Origin of the sequence: Olsenella massiliensis (assembly GCF_001457795.1) — a bacterium.
In the GTDB taxonomy this organism is placed as follows: Bacteria; Actinomycetota; Coriobacteriia; order Coriobacteriales; family Atopobiaceae; genus Olsenella_F; species Olsenella_F massiliensis.
Genome location: NZ_LN898210.1, coordinates 151,735 through 170,880, shown reverse-complemented (window position 1 = coordinate 170,880; position 19,146 = coordinate 151,735). Strand labels below are relative to the sequence as shown.

The window sequence follows — 19,146 nt, the reverse complement described above, 5'->3', positions numbered from 1 at the left end:
CTAGAAGAGGACGCCCACGACCACGAGCGCCACGGCAAGGCACAGGACGGGCACGTCGACGGGCCTGAAGGGGTATCGCTTGAGGGAGGAGTCGCGGGTCCTCAGGTAGAAGCCGCGCTCCTCGGCGGCGAGGGCCGTGTCGTCGGCCTTCCCGACCGACGAGATGAGCAGCGGGGCGATGAGGGGCAGCATGAGCATGAGCTTGCGGATGGGGTTTCTCGTGTCAAACTCCACGCCGCGAGCCGTCTGCGCCTCCATGATGCGCTCCATCTGATCGGTGAAGATGGGCACGAAGCGCAGGGCCGTCGTGAGCGTGAAGGCGTAGCGATACGGCAGGCGCAGCACCTCGCAGGCGGCATTTGCGAGGTCGGAAAAGCGCGTGATGGCCAGCATGGTCATGAGCGGCAGCGCGAAGGCCACGAGCCGGAGCGCCACGTGCGTGCCGAGGGCGAGACCGTCGCTCGTCACCCAGAGCACGACGTGGTCGCCGCTGCGCACGATGAGCGTCTGGACGAGCGTCATGAAGCACGCGAGCACCAGGAAGGCGCCGAGCATCGCCAGGACGCGCCGCGCGACCCCGGCGTAGACGCCGAGCAGCACGACCAGGGCGATGAGGCCCACGAGGGCGAGGTAGGAGTCCGCGAAAAACGTGGCGACGCAGAAGGCGACCGCGAGGGCCATCTTGGAGATCGGGTTGCACCGATGCAGAAGCGTCGTCCCCCCGCTGTAGTCAAGCACGCTGGACACTATGCCACCAGCCCTTCCGTGACGAGGACCACGTCCGCGACCTCGCGCGCACGTCCATAGGCGGGCGAGACGCGCTCGGAGAGCCTGCGCGCCAGACGCGCTATCTCGGGGGGCCGCACGCTCGCGGCGCGCATGACGCGCTCGTCGGCAAAGACGTCGGCCACGTCGCCGTCGGCGATGACGCGGCCGTCGGCCATGACGACGAGCCGCGTGGCGAAGTCCGACACGACCTCCATGTCATGGCAGACCATGACGACGGCGCAGCCCTGCTGGCGAGCCGCCGAGACGGCGTCCATGACGACCATGCACTCTCGGTAGTCAAGCCCGCTCGTGGGCTCGTCCAGGATGAGGACCTGGGGGTTCGTGACGACCACGGAGGCGAGGGCAACGATCTGGCGCTGCCCGCGCCCGAGCGAGAAGGGCGCCGCCGACGCGGGCAGCGAGAAGTGGTCGACCGTGTCCGCCGCGCGACGGAGCGCCTCGTCCCGCGGGACGCCGAGCAGCTCGAGGCTGAAGGCGACCTCCTCCACGACGCTTCCCTTGCATATCTGACGGTCGGGGTCCTGGAAGAGCGTGGAGACATGGCGGGCGATCTCGCTGGTGCGCGTGAGGGCGGTGTCGAGTCCCGTGATGCAAACCCGTCCTGACGAGGGCTTGAGCAGGCCGTTCATGAGCTTCGTCGCCGTCGTCTTGCCCGCCCCGTTCTGTCCGATGACGCAGACGAGCTCGCCGGGGCGCACGTCCAGGCTCACGTCCACGAGCGAGGCGGTGTTGCCCGGGTACGTGAACGAGACGTGCTCCAAGCTCAGGACGGCCTCGGACGCCGCCCCGGGGCCCCCAGGTCCCTGGGCGGCGCGCAGGGGCGCGACGGGGCGCGGCCGGTCGGCGGCGTCGCGTCCCACCACGCGCGAGACGAGGTCCTCCGCCTCGCCCACCGTAAGGCAGACCTCGGGCGCGCCGATGAGACCACGGGCCACGAACTGGTTCGAGACGCGCGTGACCCGGGGCGAGTCCACCCCGATGCGGCGCAGCTCGTCGCCGTGCGCCAGGACCTCGCGCGGCGTGCCGTGCAGGGCGACGTCGCCGTCGTCCATGACGGCCAGATGGTCGCAGTACTCGCTCAGCAGCGCGATCTTCTGCTCGATGACGATGACGGTCATGTCCTGTCTCGTCACGAGCTCGCGCAGGGTGTCAAAGACCGCCCGTGACGAGACGGGGTCGAGGGCGGCGGTGGGCTCGTCGAGCACCATGACGGGCGCCCTCAGGGCCAGGATCGCGGCGATGGCGACCTTCTGCTTCTGGCCGCCCGAGAGCGTGGCGATGTCCCGATGCGCGAGGTCGAGGATGCCGCAGGTCGCAAGCGCCTCCCGCACGCGATCGGGAATCTCGTCGTGGGCCACGCCGAAGTTCTCGACCCCAAAGAGGAGCTCGTCCTCGACGTTGGCGGCGACCATCTGCGCGTCGATGTCCTGGAGGACCGACCCGACCCTGCGCGACACGTCCGTGAGCGGGACCTGGCAGGTGTCGAGCCCGTCCACGCGGCAGACGCCCCTGAACTCGCCCGCGAAGTGATGCGGCACCGCGCCCGAGAGGATGGAGGCGAGCGTCGTCTTGCCCGAGCCCGAGGGTCCGATGATGCCGAGGAGGTCGCCTCGGGGTATGGAGAGGGACAGGTCTCGCACGGCGGGGCGCTTTTCGCCCTCGTAAGTGAACGAGACCCGCTCGAGGCTCACCATGGGCGCGCCGGAATCAATGCCGGGCGCGTTGTGGTCAGTGCTGGGCACGCCGCTCCTTCCCTTCGTGCGTCGAGACGGGCCGTTCCGTGGAAGGGCCGCACGGCGACCCTTCCACGGACACCTAGCTTAGCGCTTGGCAGCCTTCTTGAGGGGCAGATAGAGGAGGGCGACGATGATCGCGTTGGCGACGGCGGTGCCGAACACGATGGGCATCATCGCGACGAAGGAGACGGGCACCGCACGGATGACGAGGGTGACGACGCCGGCAAAGATCATGCCCGACACCGCCGTGGTGAGAAACGACCCCACGAAGGGGATGACGACCTTGCCGGCCCCGCCGCGCCCCGTCAGGCGCGAGGCGAGCAGGATGATGAGGGAGGCGGGCACGTCGCACAGGTACTCCACGCCGGGTGCGGAGGTCGTGATCTGGATGACGGTGGCGGCGAGCAGGGCAATCACGATCGTCTGCCCCACCGTGGGCCGGATGATGAGGATGGCGAGGCAGTAGGCGGCGATGACGAACTCAGGCTGGATGCCCGTGGCGCCGAGGGCCTTGCCCACCGTCAGGTTGAGCACGAATCCGGCGGCGAGCAGGATGGCGACGAGCACGAGGGCGGCGACGTCGAGCGTGCCTGACTTGTCCTGGGAGGTGGTGGTGACGGTGCGGGGTTCAATGACGTCTGACATGATGCTCTCCTTCTTGGTCTGGTCGTGCGCGGGCGGATGAGCGACGAGGCGGGGCGTCCGGGAGGGGTGACAAAAAAGGGCCCCCGGTCAACCCGGGAGCCCTTGGCGTCGCACGGACGAGGGACTCGACCTACGGTCGACCAGGAGGAAGACTGTCGTGCCACCATGCCCCACGCATGACCTTGGACGCGCTCGCGAGCATGGCGACCTCCCCTCTCACCTCTGGTTCCCTATCCTGTGCCTAGCATAGGCCCATCCCGCGCCCCGGGCGACCGCAGACGCCTGGTGGTAGCCAAGTCGAAACAAAAAGGGCTCCCCGCAGGGAGCCCCGCACGCTCTGGGACGCATCTATGCCGTGCGCACGTGCACGTAGTGCTTCTTGCCCTTCGTGAACTCGACGACGCCGTCGGCGAGGGCAAAGAGGGTGTCGTCCTTGCCGCGACCGACGTTGTCGCCCGGGGTGATGTGGGTGCCGCGCTGGCGGACGATGATCTGACCGGTCTTGATGGCCTGGCCGCCGAAGATCTTGGTGCCCAGACGCTGGGAGTTGGAGTCGCGGCCGTTACGGGAGGAGCCGAGGCCTTTCTTGTGAGCCATGGTAGTACCTGCCTATCTGCTTTCGCTGGGTTGCCAAACGCTACGCGAGCTCGGGGAGCTCGGACACCTGCAGCTTGGTCAGGTTCTGACGATGGCCGCGGGTGCGGTGATAACGCTTGCGCTTCTTGAGCTTGAAGACGAGCACCTTCTTGCCCTTGAACTGATCGACGACCTCGCAGCTGACCTTCTTGCCCTCGAGCGTGGCAGCGTCAACGACCGTCCGCGTGCCGTCATTGAGCATGAGGACGTCAAGCTGGACCGTGTCGCCAGGCTGCGCGTCGAGCTTCTCGACATCGATGATGTCGCCCTTGGCAACCTTATACTGCTTGCCACCAGTGGTAACGATTGCGTACATGATTTACCCTTCAATGATGCCGGTACGTGCAACAGCACTTAACTTTACCAGCGCAGTGCTGTGACGTCAACAAGAAAGCGGCTTCACAGCCTGGTCATTTTTCGTGCCGATCGCGAGGTGGGAGGTGGTCCTGGCCCCCGTCCGGCACAAGGGCGAACATGCGCCGACCGTCCTGCTCGTACCACTGGGCAAGACGCTCCACCCTCAGGGCGGGGACGTCCGCCACGCCCTGGGAGGCGAGGGCCGCCGTCACCAGGGCCCGCGGCCTCAGCGCCGCGGCGGCTCCCGTGGCGCAGCTCAGCTCGAGCGTCGTCGCGGCACCGCTCCCGCATTGCCTCCAGCCCATGAGCGTGTCCTGGAGCGAGACGCGCTTGAGCGTGTCGCCTCGACGATAGCTGAACTCCCCGCGCCCCTCGAGCTCCTGGACGCCGCGAGCCAGGGCGACCTCGTCCACGGGACCCAGAAAGCCCACGCGCCAGAGGCTGTGGTCGAGCCAGGCTTCGAGGGACGGCAGCTCGTGAGCCACGTAGCCGGCCTGGGAGGGAGCCAGTGAGGACGGCGTCGCCCCTGCGAGGGCGGCGAGGGCCCGATCGGCCCCGACGCGCTCGGTGAGCCAGAGGTCAAAGAACTCCTCCCGTGACGAGGCCCCCACGGGCAGCGCCTGGGAAAACTGCAGGCGCATGCGGCGGGCGAAGCCCGCCCCCACGGCAAAGGGCAGGCCCGAGCGCCGCACGCAGCGGTTGACGGTATTGATGACCTCAAGGTGCCCCAGGAAGGCGAGACGGCCGTCCTTGCGGTAGCGCACGCGCAGCCTGAACTGGTCCTGCCTCCTCGCTCCCCTACTGGGCATGGCGCTCACCCGCCAGAGCGTGGTCGACCCCAAGGACGGGGCAGACGCCACAGCCCGTGCACGCCGTCATCGTGCAGTCGGGCGTGGTGAGGCCCTCCTGGGCCCGACGCCACTCGCTTTGCAGGTAGCCCTTGGAAACGCCGGGCGAGGTGTGGTCCCAGGGCAAGGACGCGTCCGCCGGCAGGGGCGTCGAGGCGATCTCGTCCAAATCGAGCCCGCACGCCCCGGCCGCGGCGACCCAGCCCTCATAGCAAAACTGGTCCATCCAGGCGTCAAAGCGGCAGCCGCGCCGCCAGGCCTCCAGGATGAGCTCGAAGCCCTGCCGGCCCATCCGTGACAGGACGGCCTCCACCTGCGAGACCTCGGCGTCATGGTAGGAGATCTTGACGGCGCGGTCGCGGTTGGCCGCAAGTAGCAGCTCCTGACGGCGGCGCAGTTGTGCCAGGGGAAGCTGGCCCGCCCACTGGAAGGGCGTGTGCGCCTTGGGGACGAGGACGGCCACCGAGACGGACACCGACACCTTCGACCTGCCCGCCCTGCCGACCAGGGAGCGGCCCAGCTCGAGCACGCGCGCGGCCGTGCGCGCGATGCCCAGCACGTCCTCGTCGGTCTCCGTGGGAAGCCCCATCATGAAGTAGAGCTTCATGCGCCGCCAACCCGCCCTGAAGGCGTTGGCGGCCGCGGCGTCGATGTCCTCGTCGGTGACGTTCTTGTTGATGACGTCGCGCAGGCGCTGGCTGCCGGCCTCGGGGGCAAAGGTGAGGCCGCCGCGCTTTGACCCCGCGACCTCCGCCGCCATGTCGACGCCGAAGGAGTCGAGCCGCTGGGAGGGAATGGACACGCGCACCCCCCGCTCCCGCAGGACGGCGTTGAGCTCATGCAGGATGGCGGCGCACTGCGAGTGGTCGGTCGTCGAGAGCGAGGTGAGTGACACCTCGTCATGGCCCAGCTTGGTCAGGCCGTCGCAGGCGGCGGCGACCACCTGCTTTGCCGGCCGCTCGCGGACGGGCCGGTAGGTCATCCCCGCCTGACAGAAGCGACACCCCCTGCAGCAGCCCCTGAGCACCTCGATGGCCAGTCGGTCCTGCACGACGGGCAGGTAGGGAACGATCTTCTGGGGAAGGGGGTCGGACTCGTCGAGTCGGGCGAGGGAGCGCTTGAGGACGATGCGCGGCACGTCCTCCCCCGGTCTGGGGACCGCCCGGCCCCAGCGCGTGGCACGCTCGTCCACGACCACGTCATACAGCGCGGGGACGTAGACCCCCTGGACGCGCGCAAGCGAGCGCAGGATGTCACGACGGCACCGGCGGGCGGCCCTGCCCTCTCGCACCACGCGACACATCTCGACGAGAGCCTCCTCGCCGTCCCCGAGCAGAATGGCGTCAAAGACGGGCGCGACGGGCTCGCAGTTCCAGACGGAGGGACCTCCCGCGACGACGATCGCGTCATCCTCCGCGCGCTCGCATGACCTGAGGGGGATGCGCGCGAGGTCAAGCGCCTCGAGGATGTTGGTGCAGGCCAGCTCGTGGGCGAGCGTGAACCCCACGACGTCAAAGCTCGCGACCGGCGAGGACGTCTCGAGCGAGAGGAGCGGCACGTCGTTGGCGCGCATGAGGTCGATCAGGTCCGTCCAGGGCAGGTAGGAACGCTCACAGGACAGGCCCTCGGCGGCGTTGACGGCGCCGTAGAGGATGGAGAGCCCCAGGTTGGGCTGACCCACCTCGTAGACGTCGGGATAGAGCAGGCAGACGTGGAAGGGGCCCTCCTGGTTGGCGCAGGCGCCCCACTCGTGGTCCAGGTAGCGCACCGGCTTCTCGACGGACCACAGCAGGGCCTCCAGCTCAGCAAAGCGGTCGCGACGCTCGAGCCTCATCGCCGACCGCCCGGAGCCGTCGGGCGCCTGAGAAGGGCACGACGACAGGAGGGGCGCGACGGGCGACGGCCCGCCCCGTCGCCTGCGTGCCCAGGTAGCCCACGCCCCCCTTGACGGCCCGGCCGATGCCGGGGATGGCCCCGACGAGGGCGCGAGCGAGCGCACGGTAGGCAAATCCCGCCCCCAGCACCCCCGCGAGGTCAGCGACGCTCGCGATCCTGAGCTCCTCGCCGCACGCGGCGGCGATCTCGAGCGCCATCTTCGCCTGGTTCAGCGTCATCACGGGCAGGTCCGCCCCCGGTATGATCGCGACGGTGCCCACGAGGGCGTTTTCGCGCGCGCAGCGCGCGACGATGGCCTCCACCGCCCGCGCGCGGGCGAAGGAGAAGTTGGCGGCGAACGCGACGGCCTTCTCGGGCCGCGCCGCGAGCGCCCACGAGGCAATCTCGTCCAGGGCCCGCGCGGGGTCGCTCGCGACGACGTAGGTGACGAGTCCCTCGAGCTCGGGCGCAAGCCCGAGGTCGCGCTCCTCCAGGCTCGACTCGACGACCACGCAGGCGGCCACCATGGCCGACGCCGCCGCGCGCGCGGCCGCCTCGGCGGTCGTGCCGCTGGGGTCCGGAAGGATGACGCACCAGTCGGCGTCGAACGACGCCGGGTCAGGGTGGGCCGAGAGGGAGCGCACCGTTACGGAGGACGTGACGAGCTGGGGCACGAAGGCGGACCGCACCGCCTGCGTGAGCGAGGCGTCGCCGCCAGAGGCCGGCGCCATGATCGTGACGTTGACGCTCCGCATGCGATCTTGCTCGGCCCTGCGGCCCGCCCCGAACATGTCGGCGAGGTCGGCGGGCGAGAACACGGACTTCTTTGCCATGGTGGCTCCTTGATGTGGGCGGCGACGGCGCGGGCGGGCGCCTACGCCGTCTTGGGGATGTGACGCCACACAGACTGTACCATGCCCACGGCGGTGAGCTGGGCCATCATGGAGGAGGAGCCGTAGCTGATGAACGGGAGGGGGATGCCCGTGATGGGCATGATGCCTATGCACATGCCCACGTTCTGGAGGAGCTGAAACGACCACATGGTGGCCACGCCGGCGAGCACGAGCTTACCGAAGGGCGCCTCCACGCGCTGCGCGAGGGCGATCGTCGAGAGGATCATGACTGCGAAGAGCGCGAGCATCCCCACGGACCCTATGAAGCCAAACTCCTCCGCGAGCAGGGCAAAGACGAAGTCGGTGTGAGCCTCGGGCAAGAAGCCGCTGCCCGCCTGCGTGGCGTTGCCGACGCCCTTGCCAAAGAAGCCGCCCGAGCCCACGGCGATCTTGGCCTGCTGCAGGTTATAGCCGTTGCCCGCCGGGTCGACCGAAGAGTTGACGAACACGGTGAGTCGGTTGAGCTGATAGGTCTTGAGCAGGTGTGGCAGGCCCGGCGTCATCGACGTCACGACGACGAGGGTGGCAAAGAGCACGATGAGGACGATCGTGACGATGACCCAGCTGCGCCTCGCGCCCGAGCAGATGATGATGGAGGCTCCCGTCACCAGCACGATGAGCCCCGTCCCGAGGTCGGGCTGGAGCAGGATGATGAGAAAGGGGACGACGAGGACGGCGCAGAGCTTGACGTAGTCCTTGAGCGTCTCGATGTGCCCGTTGTACTCGGCGCCCAAGGCCGCCATGAGGTAGATGGTCGCCAGCTTGGCGAACTCGGAGGGCTGGAAGGTCAAGGGAACGAAGGGCACCTTGACCCAGCCCGTGGCGCCCTTCGCCGACCAGCCCAGTCCCGGGACGAGGGGCAGCATCATGAGCGCGACGTCCGCTATGAAAAGGGCCCGCGACGCGTTGCCGAGCACGCGATAGTCATAGCGCCAGACGAGAAACGCCGCGACGAGCCCCAGGACGATGCCGACGCAGTGGCGCGGGAAGGAGGCGTCGGCAATGGTGAGTGACGCCGTCCAGATGACGAGCGCCCCGAAGGCCACGAGGCCGAGCGCCGCCAGCAGCTGCGGCCGGTAGAAGTTGGAGCGGCTGCGGGCGCTGCCTCCCGCCCGGGGGCTCCGGAAGTTCTTCTCCATGGCCTGGCTCACGGCCATGCCCGCGCCCCTCACGACCGAGCCGAGCGCCTCCCCCATGTTGGTTCCCCGGGCCATGCTACCTCTCTCCGCTGGAAGTCTGCTGGGTTGACGTGTCCGGGCAGTCATAGATCTGGCCCAGGACGTCACGGACCACGAGCATGGCGCCCTCGTTGCCGTAGCCGCCGTACTCGATCGTCGCGGCTATCACGTAGCGGGGCGCGTCATAGGGCGCGTAGGCGACGAACCAGCCGTCGGGCTGGCTCTTGGCCGTCTCGGCCGATCCCGTCTTGCCCGCCACCGTCACCGGGAGCGTCGTGAAGTGCGAGGCCTGGGCCGCCGACTCCTGATAGATGACGCCCTTGAGCGCGCGCCTGACGAGGGAGAGGTTGTCGTCCGCCTCGTTGACCTGATATGTCTCGCTGGCCTTGTAGTCGATGACCGTGCCCGCGCCCACGGCGGCGTCCACGGACTTGAGCAGGTGAGGCTTGTAGACGGTCCCGCCCATGGCGATGCCCGCGTAGACGCAGCACATCTGGAGCGGCGTCACGAGCAGGTCGCCCTGGCCGATGGCGAGGTTGGTGTCGTCTCCTCCCTTCCAGCTGCTGTCGTCCGAGCTGTAGGAGGCGTAGTAGTCCCTCTTCCAGGCAGCGTCGGGAACGCGTCCCGCCGCCTCGCCCGGCAGGTCGATGCCCTCCTTGGACCCCAGGCCCCACGCGCGGAACGTCTCCTGCATGCCCTCGGGGTCATCGGCGTAGAAGAAGCCCTTGCCGATCTCGTAGAAGACGACGTCGCAGGAGTTGACGATGCCCGTCTCGAGCGTCATGGACCCATGCCCCGACTTGTTCCAGCAGTACTGCCCCGAGCCCGTCCCGAAGCCCGTCCAGTACCCGGTGCAGACGTAGGTCGAGGCGTCCGTGGCGATGCCGTAGTTGAGCGCGGCGAAGGCGGTGAGGGGCTTGATGACCGAGCCCGAGGGGTACTGGCCGGCGATGGCGCGGTTGAGCATGGGGTTGTTGGCGGCGTCCGACGACAGGTCCGTCCAGTCGTCGTTGGCGATGCCGCCCACGAAGACGTTGGGCGAATAGGTGGGATAGCTCGCCAGGGCCAGCACGTCGCCGTTCGTGGCGTCCAGGACCACGACGGCGCCGCCGTTGCAGTCCTGCCTGCCGGCGTCGTGCAGGCGCTTGATGTGGCCCGCCAGGGACGCCTCGGCGGCGGCCTGGACGTCCTTGTCGATCGTCAGCGTGATGTCGGACCCGCTCTGGGGCTCGACCTTGCTCGACGTGCTCAGGACGTTGCCGTCCGCATCGACGTAGACGGTCTGCGTCCCCTTGATGCCCTGCAGGACGCTCTCGTACTGGTACTCGATGCCCGCCTGCCCCACCGTGTCGCCCAGCTCGTAGCTGATGGAGCCCCCCGACGCCTTGCCGAGGGCGTCCACCTGGTCGGCCGTGATGGCGCCGGTATAGCCCAGCACGTGGGCGGCCAGGCTGCCGTTGGGATAGAGCCGCTGGGTCCGTTGGGTCACCTGGACGCCCGGAAAGAGGTTCGTGTGCTCGTCGATGTAGGCGACGATGCGCCGCGACACGTCCTCGGCGACGGTCCTCATGCTCTGGGCGCCCTCGCTCGTGCTCTCGATCTTGCGCTTGACGGCCATCGCCGGCATGCCGATGAGGTTGGCGAGCAGCTTGACCTCGATGGCGTCGCCGGCGACGTCGGACTTGGCCACCACGCACAGGCTTGCCCGGTTGGAGACGAGCTCGCTGCCGTGACGGTCGAGGATGCGGCCGCGCGGCGCGACCACCGAGATGGTGCGCGTCCGGTTGCTCTCGGCCTGCGCGCTGTAGTCGTCGGCGGAGACCAGCTGCATGGACCAGAGCTTGAGGAGGAGGGCGCCTATGACGGAGCCGGCAAAGACGCTCAGGCCGAGAAGGCGGTTCTTGAAGCCCGTCTCGGCAGAGCTGTCGTTGCCGCCCGACGCGCGCGGCACCCCGCCGCCGATGTCAAAGGTAAAGCGCGTCGTCCCCCTGCCGAGCATAACAAAGGCGGCGACGAGGCAGGCGAGGATGACGAGCAGGACGATGATGACGAGGATGACGGGACTCACGAGCTCACCCTAGCGCTTTCTCAGGCCGCGTCTGCCTCCGTGCCTGCGCGCCTGCGCGCCGAGGCCCAGAAGACGAAGGGACCCGCGAGAGCGGACGTAGGCAAAGGGCAAAAACGTGAGCGAGGTCAGCAGGAAGGTGGGCAGGCTCCTCAGGAAGAGGACGTCCACGACGGAGCTCGCCTGGCCCACGAGGAGCATGGCGAGGTTGTAGGCGAAACAGACGCCAAAACAGACGATGAAGAACAGGATCATGGCGGCCGACGAGTCGTCCTGCAGGCGATTCCTGCTCTCCATGCCCATGACGAACGAGGCGACGGTCAGCAGGAAGGCCATCAGGCCCACCGGCCCGGTGGTGCACAGGTCAAAGACGAGGCCCGCTACAAAGCCGCACAGGACGCCCCAGCTGCCCCCGACCGTCAGCGAGATGACGGCGCAGAAGACGAGGGCGAAGTTGATGTGCCCGTTGGCGAGGGCCAGGTTGGGCGCGAGCGCTATCTGGAGCACGAGGCAGGCGAGGGCGAGCAGGGAGCTGTCGCGCCGATGCCTGTTGGTGTCATGTACCTGCATGTCTGCCCCCTCCTCCTTCTCGTCGCCCGCGGGGCGCTACGTCGCCGACGACGCGGCCGTCGTGCCCGCGGCGTCCTTGGGCCCCGCATCGGTCTCGTCGGCCGGCGGCGCGGCCTCGCTGACGACGGACGCGTCCTGCGCGTCCGCCGCGGCGATGTCGTCGGCGCTCGCCTTCTGCCCCTCCGTGAGCGAGGTGATGACCAGGACCTCCTCAAAGCTCTCGGTGGACGAGAGGGGCTCGACGACGATGCTGTAGTACAGGTCGCCCTCGCTCTTGTTGACCGACAGGACCCTGCCGATGGGAAGCCCCTTGGGGTAGACGCCGCCCAGGCCGCTCGTGACGACCGAGTCGCCCACCGAGACGCTCTGGTCGGCGGAGATGAGCGTCAGGCGCAGCGTCCCGTCGGCCGACCCCGTGAGCACGCCGTGGGCGCGGCTCGACTGGATCATCGCCGACACGCTCGAGTTCTCGTCACCCAAAAGCCGCACCGTGGAGGAGGTGGCGCCGCACTCCACGATCTGCCCTATGACGCCGGTCGAGTCCGTGACGGGCATGCCCACGGCAAAGCCCGAGCTGGTTCCCTTGTCGATGACCACGGTGCGCGACCACGAGTCCGTGGAGGCCGCGATGATGCGCGCCGCCGTCGATTGAAGGTCGTAGCTGCTCTGGAGCTTGAGGAGGTCCTGGAGGCGCCCGGCCGCCTGGGCCTCCTCCCTGAGCCGCGCGTTCTCGGCCTGAAGACGCTCGTTCTGACCCCTGAGGTCCGAGAGGGTCTCCTGGCCCGCCGTGAGGTTGCCCACCACGTTGCCGATCCCCTGGAAGGGCACCGTGAGCATCGAGCCCACATAGCGGATGGGCGTCGTGACGGTCATGAAGCCGCCGCGGACGGCCGTGAAGGGGCCTGAGCCGTTCTCGCGGGCGCTCATCGTGAACATGACGAGCGAGAGGGCCAGCAGGACCACGAAGAGCCTCGCACCCGAATCGGAGTCGCTTCTGCGAAGGTCGGGCATGCCCCGGCCCCCGCCTCCCCTGCGCGCCATGGCCTACAGGTTCTCGCTCTGCACGAAGGCGCCGGCGAGGGCGTTTGCCTCGAGGACCTTGGCGCAGCCGTTGACGACGTTCTCGAGGGCGGTGGGACTCACGTTGACGGGCACGCCCGTCTCGTCTCGCAGGCGCTGGTCAAGACCCCTCAGGAGGCCGCCGCCGCCCGTGAGCAGGACGCCGTAGTACATGAGGTCGCTCGCCAGGTCGGGCGGGGTGACATCCAAGGCGTCCTTGACGGCCTTCGTGACGGCGTCAAGGGGCTTGTCCAGGGCGCGGCGAATCTCCTCGGACTCGATGCGGACGGCCTTGGGCATGCCCGAGAGGACGTCACGGCCGTTGACCTCGACGTCAAGCTCCTCGGCCAGCGGCGCGGCGGAGCCGACCTTGATCTTGATGTCCTCTGCGGTGCGCTCTCCGATGGAGAGGTTGTAGGCATCACGGACGTGCTCGAGGATGGTCTGGTCAAACTCGTCGCCGGCCGTCCGGATGGACTGGGAGACGACGATGCCGCCCATGGCGATGACGGCCACCTCGGTCGTGCCGCCGCCGATGTCGACGACCATGGAGCCCGTCGGGTCCTCGATGGGGAGGTCGGCGCCGATGGCGGCGGCCATGGGCTCCTCGATGAGGTAGGCCTGACGCGCGCCGGCGGAGATCGTGGCCTCGAAGACGGCGCGCTTCTCGACGGAGGTGACGCCAGAGGGCACGCAGACGACGACGCGCGGCCGCGGCGACCAGGGATAGCGCCGCGTGCCGCGGGCCTTCTCGATGAAGTAGCGCAGCATGACCTCGGTGACGTCAAAGTCGGCGATGACGCCGTCCTTGAGGGGACGCTCCGCGATGATCGACCCGGGGGTCCTGCCGATCATGCGCTTCGCGTCGGCGCCGACGGCGAGCACGCGGTCGGCGCTCTGGTCGATGGCGACGACGGAGGGCTCGTTGAGGACGATGCCCTGACCCCTGGCCGCCACCAGCGTGTTGGCGGTGCCGAGGTCGATGGCAAGGTCCCCGTCATATTCACCGAAGAGCGAGTCGAGAATCGACATTGGTTCTATCCAATCGCATCGGCGGGCGGCGGGCCCGCCAGGCCTAGTTCGACGTCGTGGTTGACGGAATGGTGCCGGTGGACGTGCCGACGGACGAGTCAGGGGAGACGGTGGTCGAGTCCTCGGTCCGCGAGGCGTAGGCGACCTCGACGGAGGAGACCTTCCAGCCGATGCCGTCACGCACGAGCGTGACATGGTACTGCTGGGCTCCGCCGGCGGGAAGCGTTGCCGTGGCGGTCAGCTGCGAGCTCGTCATGGAGCGAGTCACGTCGCTGACGCCGACGGAGGACACGGTCGTGGGAAGCAGGGTCTGAATCTGCGCGCGCTGCTCGCCCGAGACGCCTGAGGCGAGATACGGCGTGACGTCGCCGCCCGAGGCGTTGGCACTGAAGAGGCTCTCGACGACGCTGTCCTGCGTGGGCCAGCCATAGCCCCGGTAGAAGGCGAGGCCGAGGGCGCCCGCGACGAGGACGAGCAGAAGCAGCAGGATGAGGAACGCCTTGAGGCCGCGGTGCTTGTGCTTGCGGCGGATCTTGCGGTCGTGCCGGTCCTGCTCGACGAGCTCCGCCTCGGTGACGGAGAAGAAGCCCGTGTCCTCGGGAGAGGGCATGAACTCGCCCGTGGCCCCCGTGGGGTCGAGGGGGTCGACGCCGGCGCCGTAGCCGGCGGCGGCGAGGAAGGCGTCCGTCTCGGAGGGGCCGCCGCCCTGGATGGCGCGAACGGCCTTCTGAGCGGCGTCATAGGCGGCCTGGACCTCGGGACGCAGCTGGTAGCTGCCGTCGGCCGTCGCGTGGGCGAAGGCGTCCACGGCCTCGCTCATGCGGTTGGCGGCCACGTAGGCCAGGCCGAGGTCGCCATAGATGGCGTTCTGCCCGCCGAGCGGCTGGGAGAAGTCGAGCGCGGTGCGATATGCCTCGACCGCGTCCACGGCACGGCCCATCTGCATGAACGACCCGCCCAACTCGCGCAGGGCGGCGGAGGGGTTGGGGTTGTTCTCGTCGATGGCGGCGCTGCGATAGGCGACGCCCGCCTCGCGGACGTTGCCCAGGCGCTTGTAGGCGTCGCCCAGGGCCAGGTAGGCCTTGTAGGGGGTCGGGTAGCCCTCGTCCTTGACGGCCATCGTGAGGGATGCGACCGCCTCCTGGGGACGATTGGCGGCCAGCAGGGCGCGACCGCGGTTGCACGCGAGCGCGCCGGCGTGCCCGTAGGACCTGTCCTGGAGGGCGTCGGCGTAGCAGCGTGCGGCGTCGGCGTAGCGGCCCATCCTCATGAAGCAGTTGCCCAGCTGATGGTCCACGGCGCCTGACACCTCGCCGGGGCCCTTCGCCGCGCTGAGCTGCCGTACTGCCTCAGGCACGTCGCCGCGCTGAAGCGCGGCCTTGCCTGCGTCGAATGCCTGCTGATTCACGCTAACCTCCCAAACTAGGCGTCAGGGCCAAGAGGTCCCTAGCCCTCTATTCTAATGGAGTTGATGACGTCGCCGGCGCGAAGCCTGCCAATGACATCCATCCCCTCGCTCGTGGTCCCAAAGACGGTATAGCCGTCGTCGAGGCCATGCTGGGGACCCAGGCAGAAGTAGAACTGGGAGCCCGCCGAGTTGGGCAGCTGGGAGCGCGCCATGGCGAGCGCGCCGTCAACGTGGCTGTTGCGAGGGTTGGTGCTGTACTCCTCGTGGATGCAGTAGCCGGGGCCGCCCGTCCCGGGTCGGCCGTCGGGGCCCGCCTTGCCGGCGGCGACGTCCTCAGGGTCCATCTCGCGCGTGTTGGGGCAGCCCCCCTGGATCACGAAGCCAGGCACGTAGCGATGGAACTTGAGCCCGTCATAGAAGCCGGCGCTCGCAAGCTCGCAGAAGTTGGCAACATGGATGGGCGCGCCCGCGCCGTCCAGGCTCACGCGAATCGTGCCCTGGCTCGTGTCAAAGACGGCGACCTCGTGCCCGCTGAGCTCGTAGCCGGGCGTGTGCAGCGTATCGCCAAAAAGGCCCATGCGCAGATTCCCCCTCGTGACGGCCGCAGACCGGCTGCGGAGACATGATTTCCTCACGATATTCTATCAGCGCATCCCCTCCGTTCACATATTCGGCAGAGGACGGGGCGCCCCGCCCGCAGCTAGCGAGCCTGGGGCGCCATGGCTTCATAGGCCTGGTCAAACTGGCCCTTCCAGCTTGCCGCCACCGAGGACGAGAGGTAGCTCGCTATCTCGTCGGCGCGCGCCGCGGGGTCCTCGACCGCAAGGGCCCGACGCCAGCAGGCGTCGAGGGCGTCCATCCTGTTGCGAAGGTAGTTGCCCAGCGTCGACATGTTCTGGGCGTCGGCCGCGTAGGTGCCGGACGTGACGTCGATGTCCGCGATGGACAGGATCAAGTTCGAGATGTCAAGCGACAGCTGGTCGGCGGCGGCCTTGCCCTCGTCGCGGGCCGCCCGGTCGGCGGAGGCGGCCACGCTCGCGTAGAGGCGCCCGCTGGCGCCCCCCAGACCCTGGGCGCACCCTGTCTCTTATACCCATCTAGATGTGTATTAGTGCCAGCGCCTCCCCTGCGCGCCATGGCCTACAGGTTCTCGCTCTGCACGAAGGCGCCGGCGAGGGCGCACCAGACGCCCTGAGGGCGCGGCAGGGCCGTCGTCCTGCCCAGGTCGCAACGGCACGCGGGACAGCGCAGCGCGTCGTCAGAGACATGGGTGCCGCAGTTTGGACAAATCACGTTCCTTCTCCTTGGTGGCAGGGGCGCACGCCCGCTACGTCATCTGGTCGAGCACGTACGGGAGGATGCCGCCGCGCGCGACGAACCTGCCCTCCATGGGCGTGTCGATCCTGACGCGGCACTCAAAGGCCGTCGCGCGACCGTCGCCGGCGCGCGCCACGACCCGACAGCGCGCGGGCGCGCCCGTCGGCCGAGAGAGATCGATGGGCCCGACGTCGATGAGCTCGTCTCCCCTGAGGCCGAGCGAGGACGCCGACTGGCCGTCCGTGAACTCGAGGGGCACGATGCCCATCTGGACGAGGTTGGAGCGGTGTATGCGCTCGAAGCTCTCGGCGATGACCGCGCGCACGCCCAAAAGCAGGGGTCCCTTCGCCGCCCAGTCGCGGCTGGACCCCGAGCCGTACATCCTGCCGGCCACGACCACGGAGGCAACCCCCCGGGAGCGATAGTGCTCGGCGGCGTCGAAGATGGGCTTTACCCGCCCGTCGAGCTGGTCGGTGGTCCACCAGCCCCTGCGACCGTCGGCCAGCGCGTTCTCGAGGCGGACATTGGCGAAGGTGCCTCGCACCATTACGTCATGATTGCCCCGCCGGCTCCCGTAGCTGTTGAAGTCCCGCTCCGCCACGCCGTGCTCGCGCAGGTAGGCCGCTGCGGGGGCGTCCTTCACGATGGTGCCCGCGGGCGAGATGTGGTCGGTGGTCACGAAGTCGCCCAGCAGCGCCAGGATGCGCGCGCCCTCGATCGTCACCACGTCGGCGGGCCTGGCAAGCTCGAAGTAGGGCGCGCGGCGAATGTAGGTTGACGCCTCGTCCCACGCGAAGGTGCTGCCCTCGGGCACCTTGATCCGTCGCCAGGCCTCGGAGCCCTCGAAGAGGCCTCGGGTCCCCTCGCGATAGAGGTCGGGCGAGAGGACCTCCGAGAGCACCCGAGACAGCTCCTCGCTCGTGGGCATGAGCTCGCGCAGCATGACGGGCCGTCCGTCCGAGGCGATGCCGACGGGCTCTCGTGACAGGTCGATGTCGAGCGTCCCCGCCAGGGCGTAGGCGACCACGAGGGCCGGCTGGCACAGGTAGTTCTGGGCGACGTCGGGCGAGATGCGCCCGTCAAAGTTGCGGTTGCCCGACAGGACGCTCGTGAGCTCCATGCGGCTCGCCTGCGCCTTGAGGCCCGCGTCGATCTCGCCCGAGTTGCCGATGCAGCTCATGCAGCCAAAGCCGCAGGTGAAGAACCCGAGCCTGAAGAGGGGCTCCGTAAGCCCGGCGCGGGCGAGGGTGAGCTCCGTGGCGCGGCTTCCCGGTGCGAAGATGCGCTTGACCCAGGGCTTGGGACTCAGGCCCCGACGTACGGCGCGCCGGGCGAGAAGTCCCGCCGCGACCATCATGGCGGGGTCGGTCGCCGTGGTGCAGCTGGTGATGGCCGCCAGGGCGAGCGTCCCGTGGCCCAGCGAGTGGGTCGTCCCCCCCACCGTGACGTCAAAGCGGGCCGTCAGGTCGCCGTTGCCATGCTCCTCCGCCGCGCGGCGGAATCGCTCCCTGAGCCCGGCGGGCGTGACGAGGGCGTGGGGGCGCGAGGGGCCGGCGAGGGAGGTCGTGACCCGGGCGAGGTCGAGCTTTAGGGTGCGGGCGTAGCGACGGCCCCGCCGGGTGCCGAAGACCCCCTCGGCGCGCAGGTAGGCCTTTGCGAAGTCGACGTCGCCGGCCGGCCGGCCCGTGAGTCTGAGGTAGTCGAGGGCCGCCTCGTCCACGGGGAAGAGCGTGGTCGTGCAGCCGTATTCGGGCGTCATGTTGGCGACGCAGGCGCGCTGCGTGGGCGTGAGGGCGCCGACCCCCTCCCCCGTGACCTCGACGAGCGCCCCGACGACCTTGGCGTCTCGCAGCAGCTTGGCGACCGTGAGGGCGAGGTCCATGCCCGAGACGCCGTCACCCAGGGCGCCGACGAGCCTGAGCTCGACCACGGGCGGAACGAGCAGGGAGATGGGCTGGCCCAGGGCGGCGGCCTCCGCCTCGATGCCGCCGACCCCCCAGCCCAGGACGCCGAGGCCGTTGGCCGTGGGGGTGTGGGAGTCCGTGCCCACCAGGGTGTCAAAGCAGGCAAGCTCGCCGGCGGCCAGGGCGTCGGTCCCGACGACGGTGCAGAAGCGCTCTATGTTGAGCTGATGGCAGATGCCACCTGCGGGAGGGACGATGTCGACGTTCTGAAAGGCCGTACTCGCCCACTTGAGGAAGGCGAAGCGCTCCGCGTTGCGCTCGGCCTCGAGCGCCTCGTTGCGCTCGGCCGCGTCCGGCTCGCCGGCACAGTCGGCGACGACGGAGTGGTCCACCACGAGCGTGCAGGGAATGCGCGGGTTCACGCGGGAGGGGTCACCGCCGCGGGCGACCATCGCGTCGCGCATGGCGGCTACGTCAACGAAGACGGGGACGCCGGTGAAGTCCTGAAAGAGCACGCGGGCGGGCATGAACTCGATCTCCTCGCCCTGGGAGCCGGCGAGGCCCGCCTCGACGACGCGACGGGCGAAGCGCACCGCGTCGTCGTCCGTGCGGGCGCGGCGCACGCAGTTCTCAAGCAGGATGACGAGGGCACGGGGAAGCCTGTCGGCCCCCGGGATCGCGCTCACGTCGACGTAGCGACGACGGACGCCGCCCGCCTCGAGGGTCTTGGGCCTGCGTGCGTCGATGACGGCCGTGCTGAAGGTCTCGGCGCTGAGGGACTCAACGATGGATGGCATGGCGGCTCCCGTAACAATGTGAATTGTCGTCTTCTGC

Annotated in this window: 18 protein-coding genes; all 18 read right to left on the bottom strand. The window is 69.0% G+C overall.

The genetic code is table 11. The features are described from left to right. The 18 genes from BN3001_RS02910 to acnA all read right to left on the bottom strand — a co-directional run bounded on the left by BN3001_RS02910 (position 1) and on the right by acnA (position 19,109). Positions 1–747: an energy-coupling factor transporter transmembrane component T family protein gene (locus BN3001_RS02910; RefSeq protein WP_058270312.1), complete on the bottom strand. Its 747-nt coding sequence runs from the start codon at positions 745–747 to the stop codon at positions 1–3. After that, on the bottom strand, positions 747–2,531 hold the full coding sequence (locus BN3001_RS02905) for an ABC transporter ATP-binding protein (RefSeq protein ID WP_328585282.1): 1,785 nt from the start codon (positions 2,529–2,531) through the stop codon (positions 747–749). Before BN3001_RS02905 ends, BN3001_RS02910 begins: the two co-directional genes overlap by 1 nt. 78 nt (positions 2,532–2,609) lie before the next feature. Next, positions 2,610–3,170 (bottom strand): hypothetical protein, encoded by a 561-nt coding sequence (locus tag BN3001_RS02900; protein ID WP_058270311.1) that lies wholly within the window; start codon positions 3,168–3,170, stop codon positions 2,610–2,612. A 348-nt stretch (positions 3,171–3,518) separates the two neighbouring features. Next, positions 3,519–3,767, bottom strand: a complete 249-nt coding sequence (gene rpmA, locus BN3001_RS02895) for a 50S ribosomal protein L27 (RefSeq protein WP_058270310.1) — start codon at positions 3,765–3,767, stop codon at positions 3,519–3,521. Between the two features lie 40 nt (positions 3,768–3,807). Next, complete coding sequence (gene rplU / locus BN3001_RS02890) at positions 3,808–4,122, bottom strand: 50S ribosomal protein L21 (protein WP_058270309.1); 315 nt, start codon at positions 4,120–4,122, stop codon at positions 3,808–3,810. 94 nt (positions 4,123–4,216) lie between these two features. Beyond that, positions 4,217–4,972: a TIGR03936 family radical SAM-associated protein gene (locus BN3001_RS02885; protein WP_082629942.1), complete on the bottom strand. Its 756-nt coding sequence runs from the start codon at positions 4,970–4,972 to the stop codon at positions 4,217–4,219. Then, complete coding sequence (locus tag BN3001_RS02880; protein ID WP_058270307.1) at positions 4,962–6,845, bottom strand: TIGR03960 family B12-binding radical SAM protein; 1,884 nt, start codon at positions 6,843–6,845, stop codon at positions 4,962–4,964. Before BN3001_RS02880 ends, BN3001_RS02885 begins: the two co-directional genes overlap by 11 nt. Next, the gene (locus BN3001_RS02875; protein ID WP_058270306.1) at positions 6,814–7,719 is read right to left on the bottom strand and encodes a hypothetical protein; all 906 of its coding nucleotides are present in this window, start codon (positions 7,717–7,719) and stop codon (positions 6,814–6,816) included. The genes BN3001_RS02880 and BN3001_RS02875 overlap by 32 nt, the downstream gene beginning before the upstream one ends. 41 nt (positions 7,720–7,760) lie before the next feature. Then, positions 7,761–8,918: an FtsW/RodA/SpoVE family cell cycle protein gene (locus BN3001_RS02870; RefSeq protein ID WP_328585287.1), complete on the bottom strand. Its 1,158-nt coding sequence runs from the start codon at positions 8,916–8,918 to the stop codon at positions 7,761–7,763. A gap of 76 nt (positions 8,919–8,994) precedes the next feature. Further along, entirely contained in the window at positions 8,995–11,025 is a 2,031-nt protein-coding gene (gene mrdA / locus BN3001_RS02865; protein ID WP_058270305.1) for a penicillin-binding protein 2, read from the bottom strand. A 9-nt stretch (positions 11,026–11,034) separates the two neighbouring features. Next, positions 11,035–11,592 carry a rod shape-determining protein MreD gene (gene mreD, locus BN3001_RS02860; RefSeq protein WP_058270304.1) on the bottom strand — a complete coding sequence of 186 codons (558 nt, stop codon included), beginning with the start codon at positions 11,590–11,592 and terminating at the stop codon, positions 11,035–11,037. 36 nt (positions 11,593–11,628) lie between these two features. Beyond that, a complete protein-coding gene (gene mreC, locus BN3001_RS02855; RefSeq protein WP_235815021.1) occupies positions 11,629–12,603 on the bottom strand; it encodes a rod shape-determining protein MreC in 975 nt (324 codons plus the stop codon). A gap of 33 nt (positions 12,604–12,636) precedes the next feature. After that, positions 12,637–13,683: a rod shape-determining protein gene (gene mreB, locus BN3001_RS02850; protein ID WP_058270302.1), complete on the bottom strand. Its 1,047-nt coding sequence runs from the start codon at positions 13,681–13,683 to the stop codon at positions 12,637–12,639. Between the two features lie 43 nt (positions 13,684–13,726). Continuing rightward, positions 13,727–15,091: a tetratricopeptide repeat protein gene (locus BN3001_RS02845; RefSeq protein ID WP_058270301.1), complete on the bottom strand. Its 1,365-nt coding sequence runs from the start codon at positions 15,089–15,091 to the stop codon at positions 13,727–13,729. Positions 15,092–15,129: 38 nt separating this feature from the next. Next, positions 15,130–15,669 (bottom strand): peptidylprolyl isomerase, encoded by a 540-nt coding sequence (locus tag BN3001_RS02840; protein ID WP_058270300.1) that lies wholly within the window; start codon positions 15,667–15,669, stop codon positions 15,130–15,132. Positions 15,670–15,791: 122 nt separating this feature from the next. Further along, a complete protein-coding gene (locus BN3001_RS02835; protein ID WP_058270299.1) occupies positions 15,792–16,124 on the bottom strand; it encodes a hypothetical protein in 333 nt (110 codons plus the stop codon). 107 nt (positions 16,125–16,231) lie between these two features. After that, entirely contained in the window at positions 16,232–16,384 is a 153-nt protein-coding gene (locus BN3001_RS08315; RefSeq protein WP_156410032.1) for a zinc-ribbon domain-containing protein, read from the bottom strand. Positions 16,385–16,418: 34 nt separating this feature from the next. Beyond that, entirely contained in the window at positions 16,419–19,109 is a 2,691-nt protein-coding gene (acnA, locus tag BN3001_RS02830; RefSeq protein ID WP_082629941.1) for an aconitate hydratase AcnA, read from the bottom strand. Between the last annotated feature and the right edge of the window lie 37 nt (positions 19,110–19,146).

Bases quoted from the DNA above. Each gene is read 5' to 3' on its own strand.
- BN3001_RS02900 (WP_058270311.1), bottom strand. From the start codon at position 3,170: ATGTCAGACGTCATTGAACCCCGCACCGTCACCACCACCTCCCAGGAC.
- rpmA (WP_058270310.1), bottom strand. From the start codon at position 3,767: ATGGCTCACAAGAAAGGCCTCGGCTCCTCCCGTAACGGCCGCGACTCC.
- rplU (WP_058270309.1), bottom strand. From the start codon at position 4,122: ATGTACGCAATCGTTACCACTGGTGGCAAGCAGTATAAGGTTGCCAAG.
- BN3001_RS02885 (WP_082629942.1), bottom strand. From the start codon at position 4,972: ATGCCCAGTAGGGGAGCGAGGAGGCAGGACCAGTTCAGGCTGCGCGTG.
- BN3001_RS02880 (WP_058270307.1), bottom strand. From the start codon at position 6,845: ATGAGGCTCGAGCGTCGCGACCGCTTTGCTGAGCTGGAGGCCCTGCTG.
- BN3001_RS02875 (WP_058270306.1), bottom strand. From the start codon at position 7,719: ATGGCAAAGAAGTCCGTGTTCTCGCCCGCCGACCTCGCCGACATGTTC.
- BN3001_RS02870 (WP_328585287.1), bottom strand. From the start codon at position 8,918: ATGGAGAAGAACTTCCGGAGCCCCCGGGCGGGAGGCAGCGCCCGCAGC.
- mreD (WP_058270304.1), bottom strand. From the start codon at position 11,592: ATGCAGGTACATGACACCAACAGGCATCGGCGCGACAGCTCCCTGCTC.
- mreC (WP_235815021.1), bottom strand. From the start codon at position 12,603: ATGCCCGACCTTCGCAGAAGCGACTCCGATTCGGGTGCGAGGCTCTTC.
- mreB (WP_058270302.1), bottom strand. From the start codon at position 13,683: ATGTCGATTCTCGACTCGCTCTTCGGTGAATATGACGGGGACCTTGCC.
- BN3001_RS02840 (WP_058270300.1), bottom strand. From the start codon at position 15,669: ATGGGCCTTTTTGGCGATACGCTGCACACGCCCGGCTACGAGCTCAGC.
- acnA (WP_082629941.1), bottom strand. From the start codon at position 19,109: ATGCCATCCATCGTTGAGTCCCTCAGCGCCGAGACCTTCAGCACGGCC.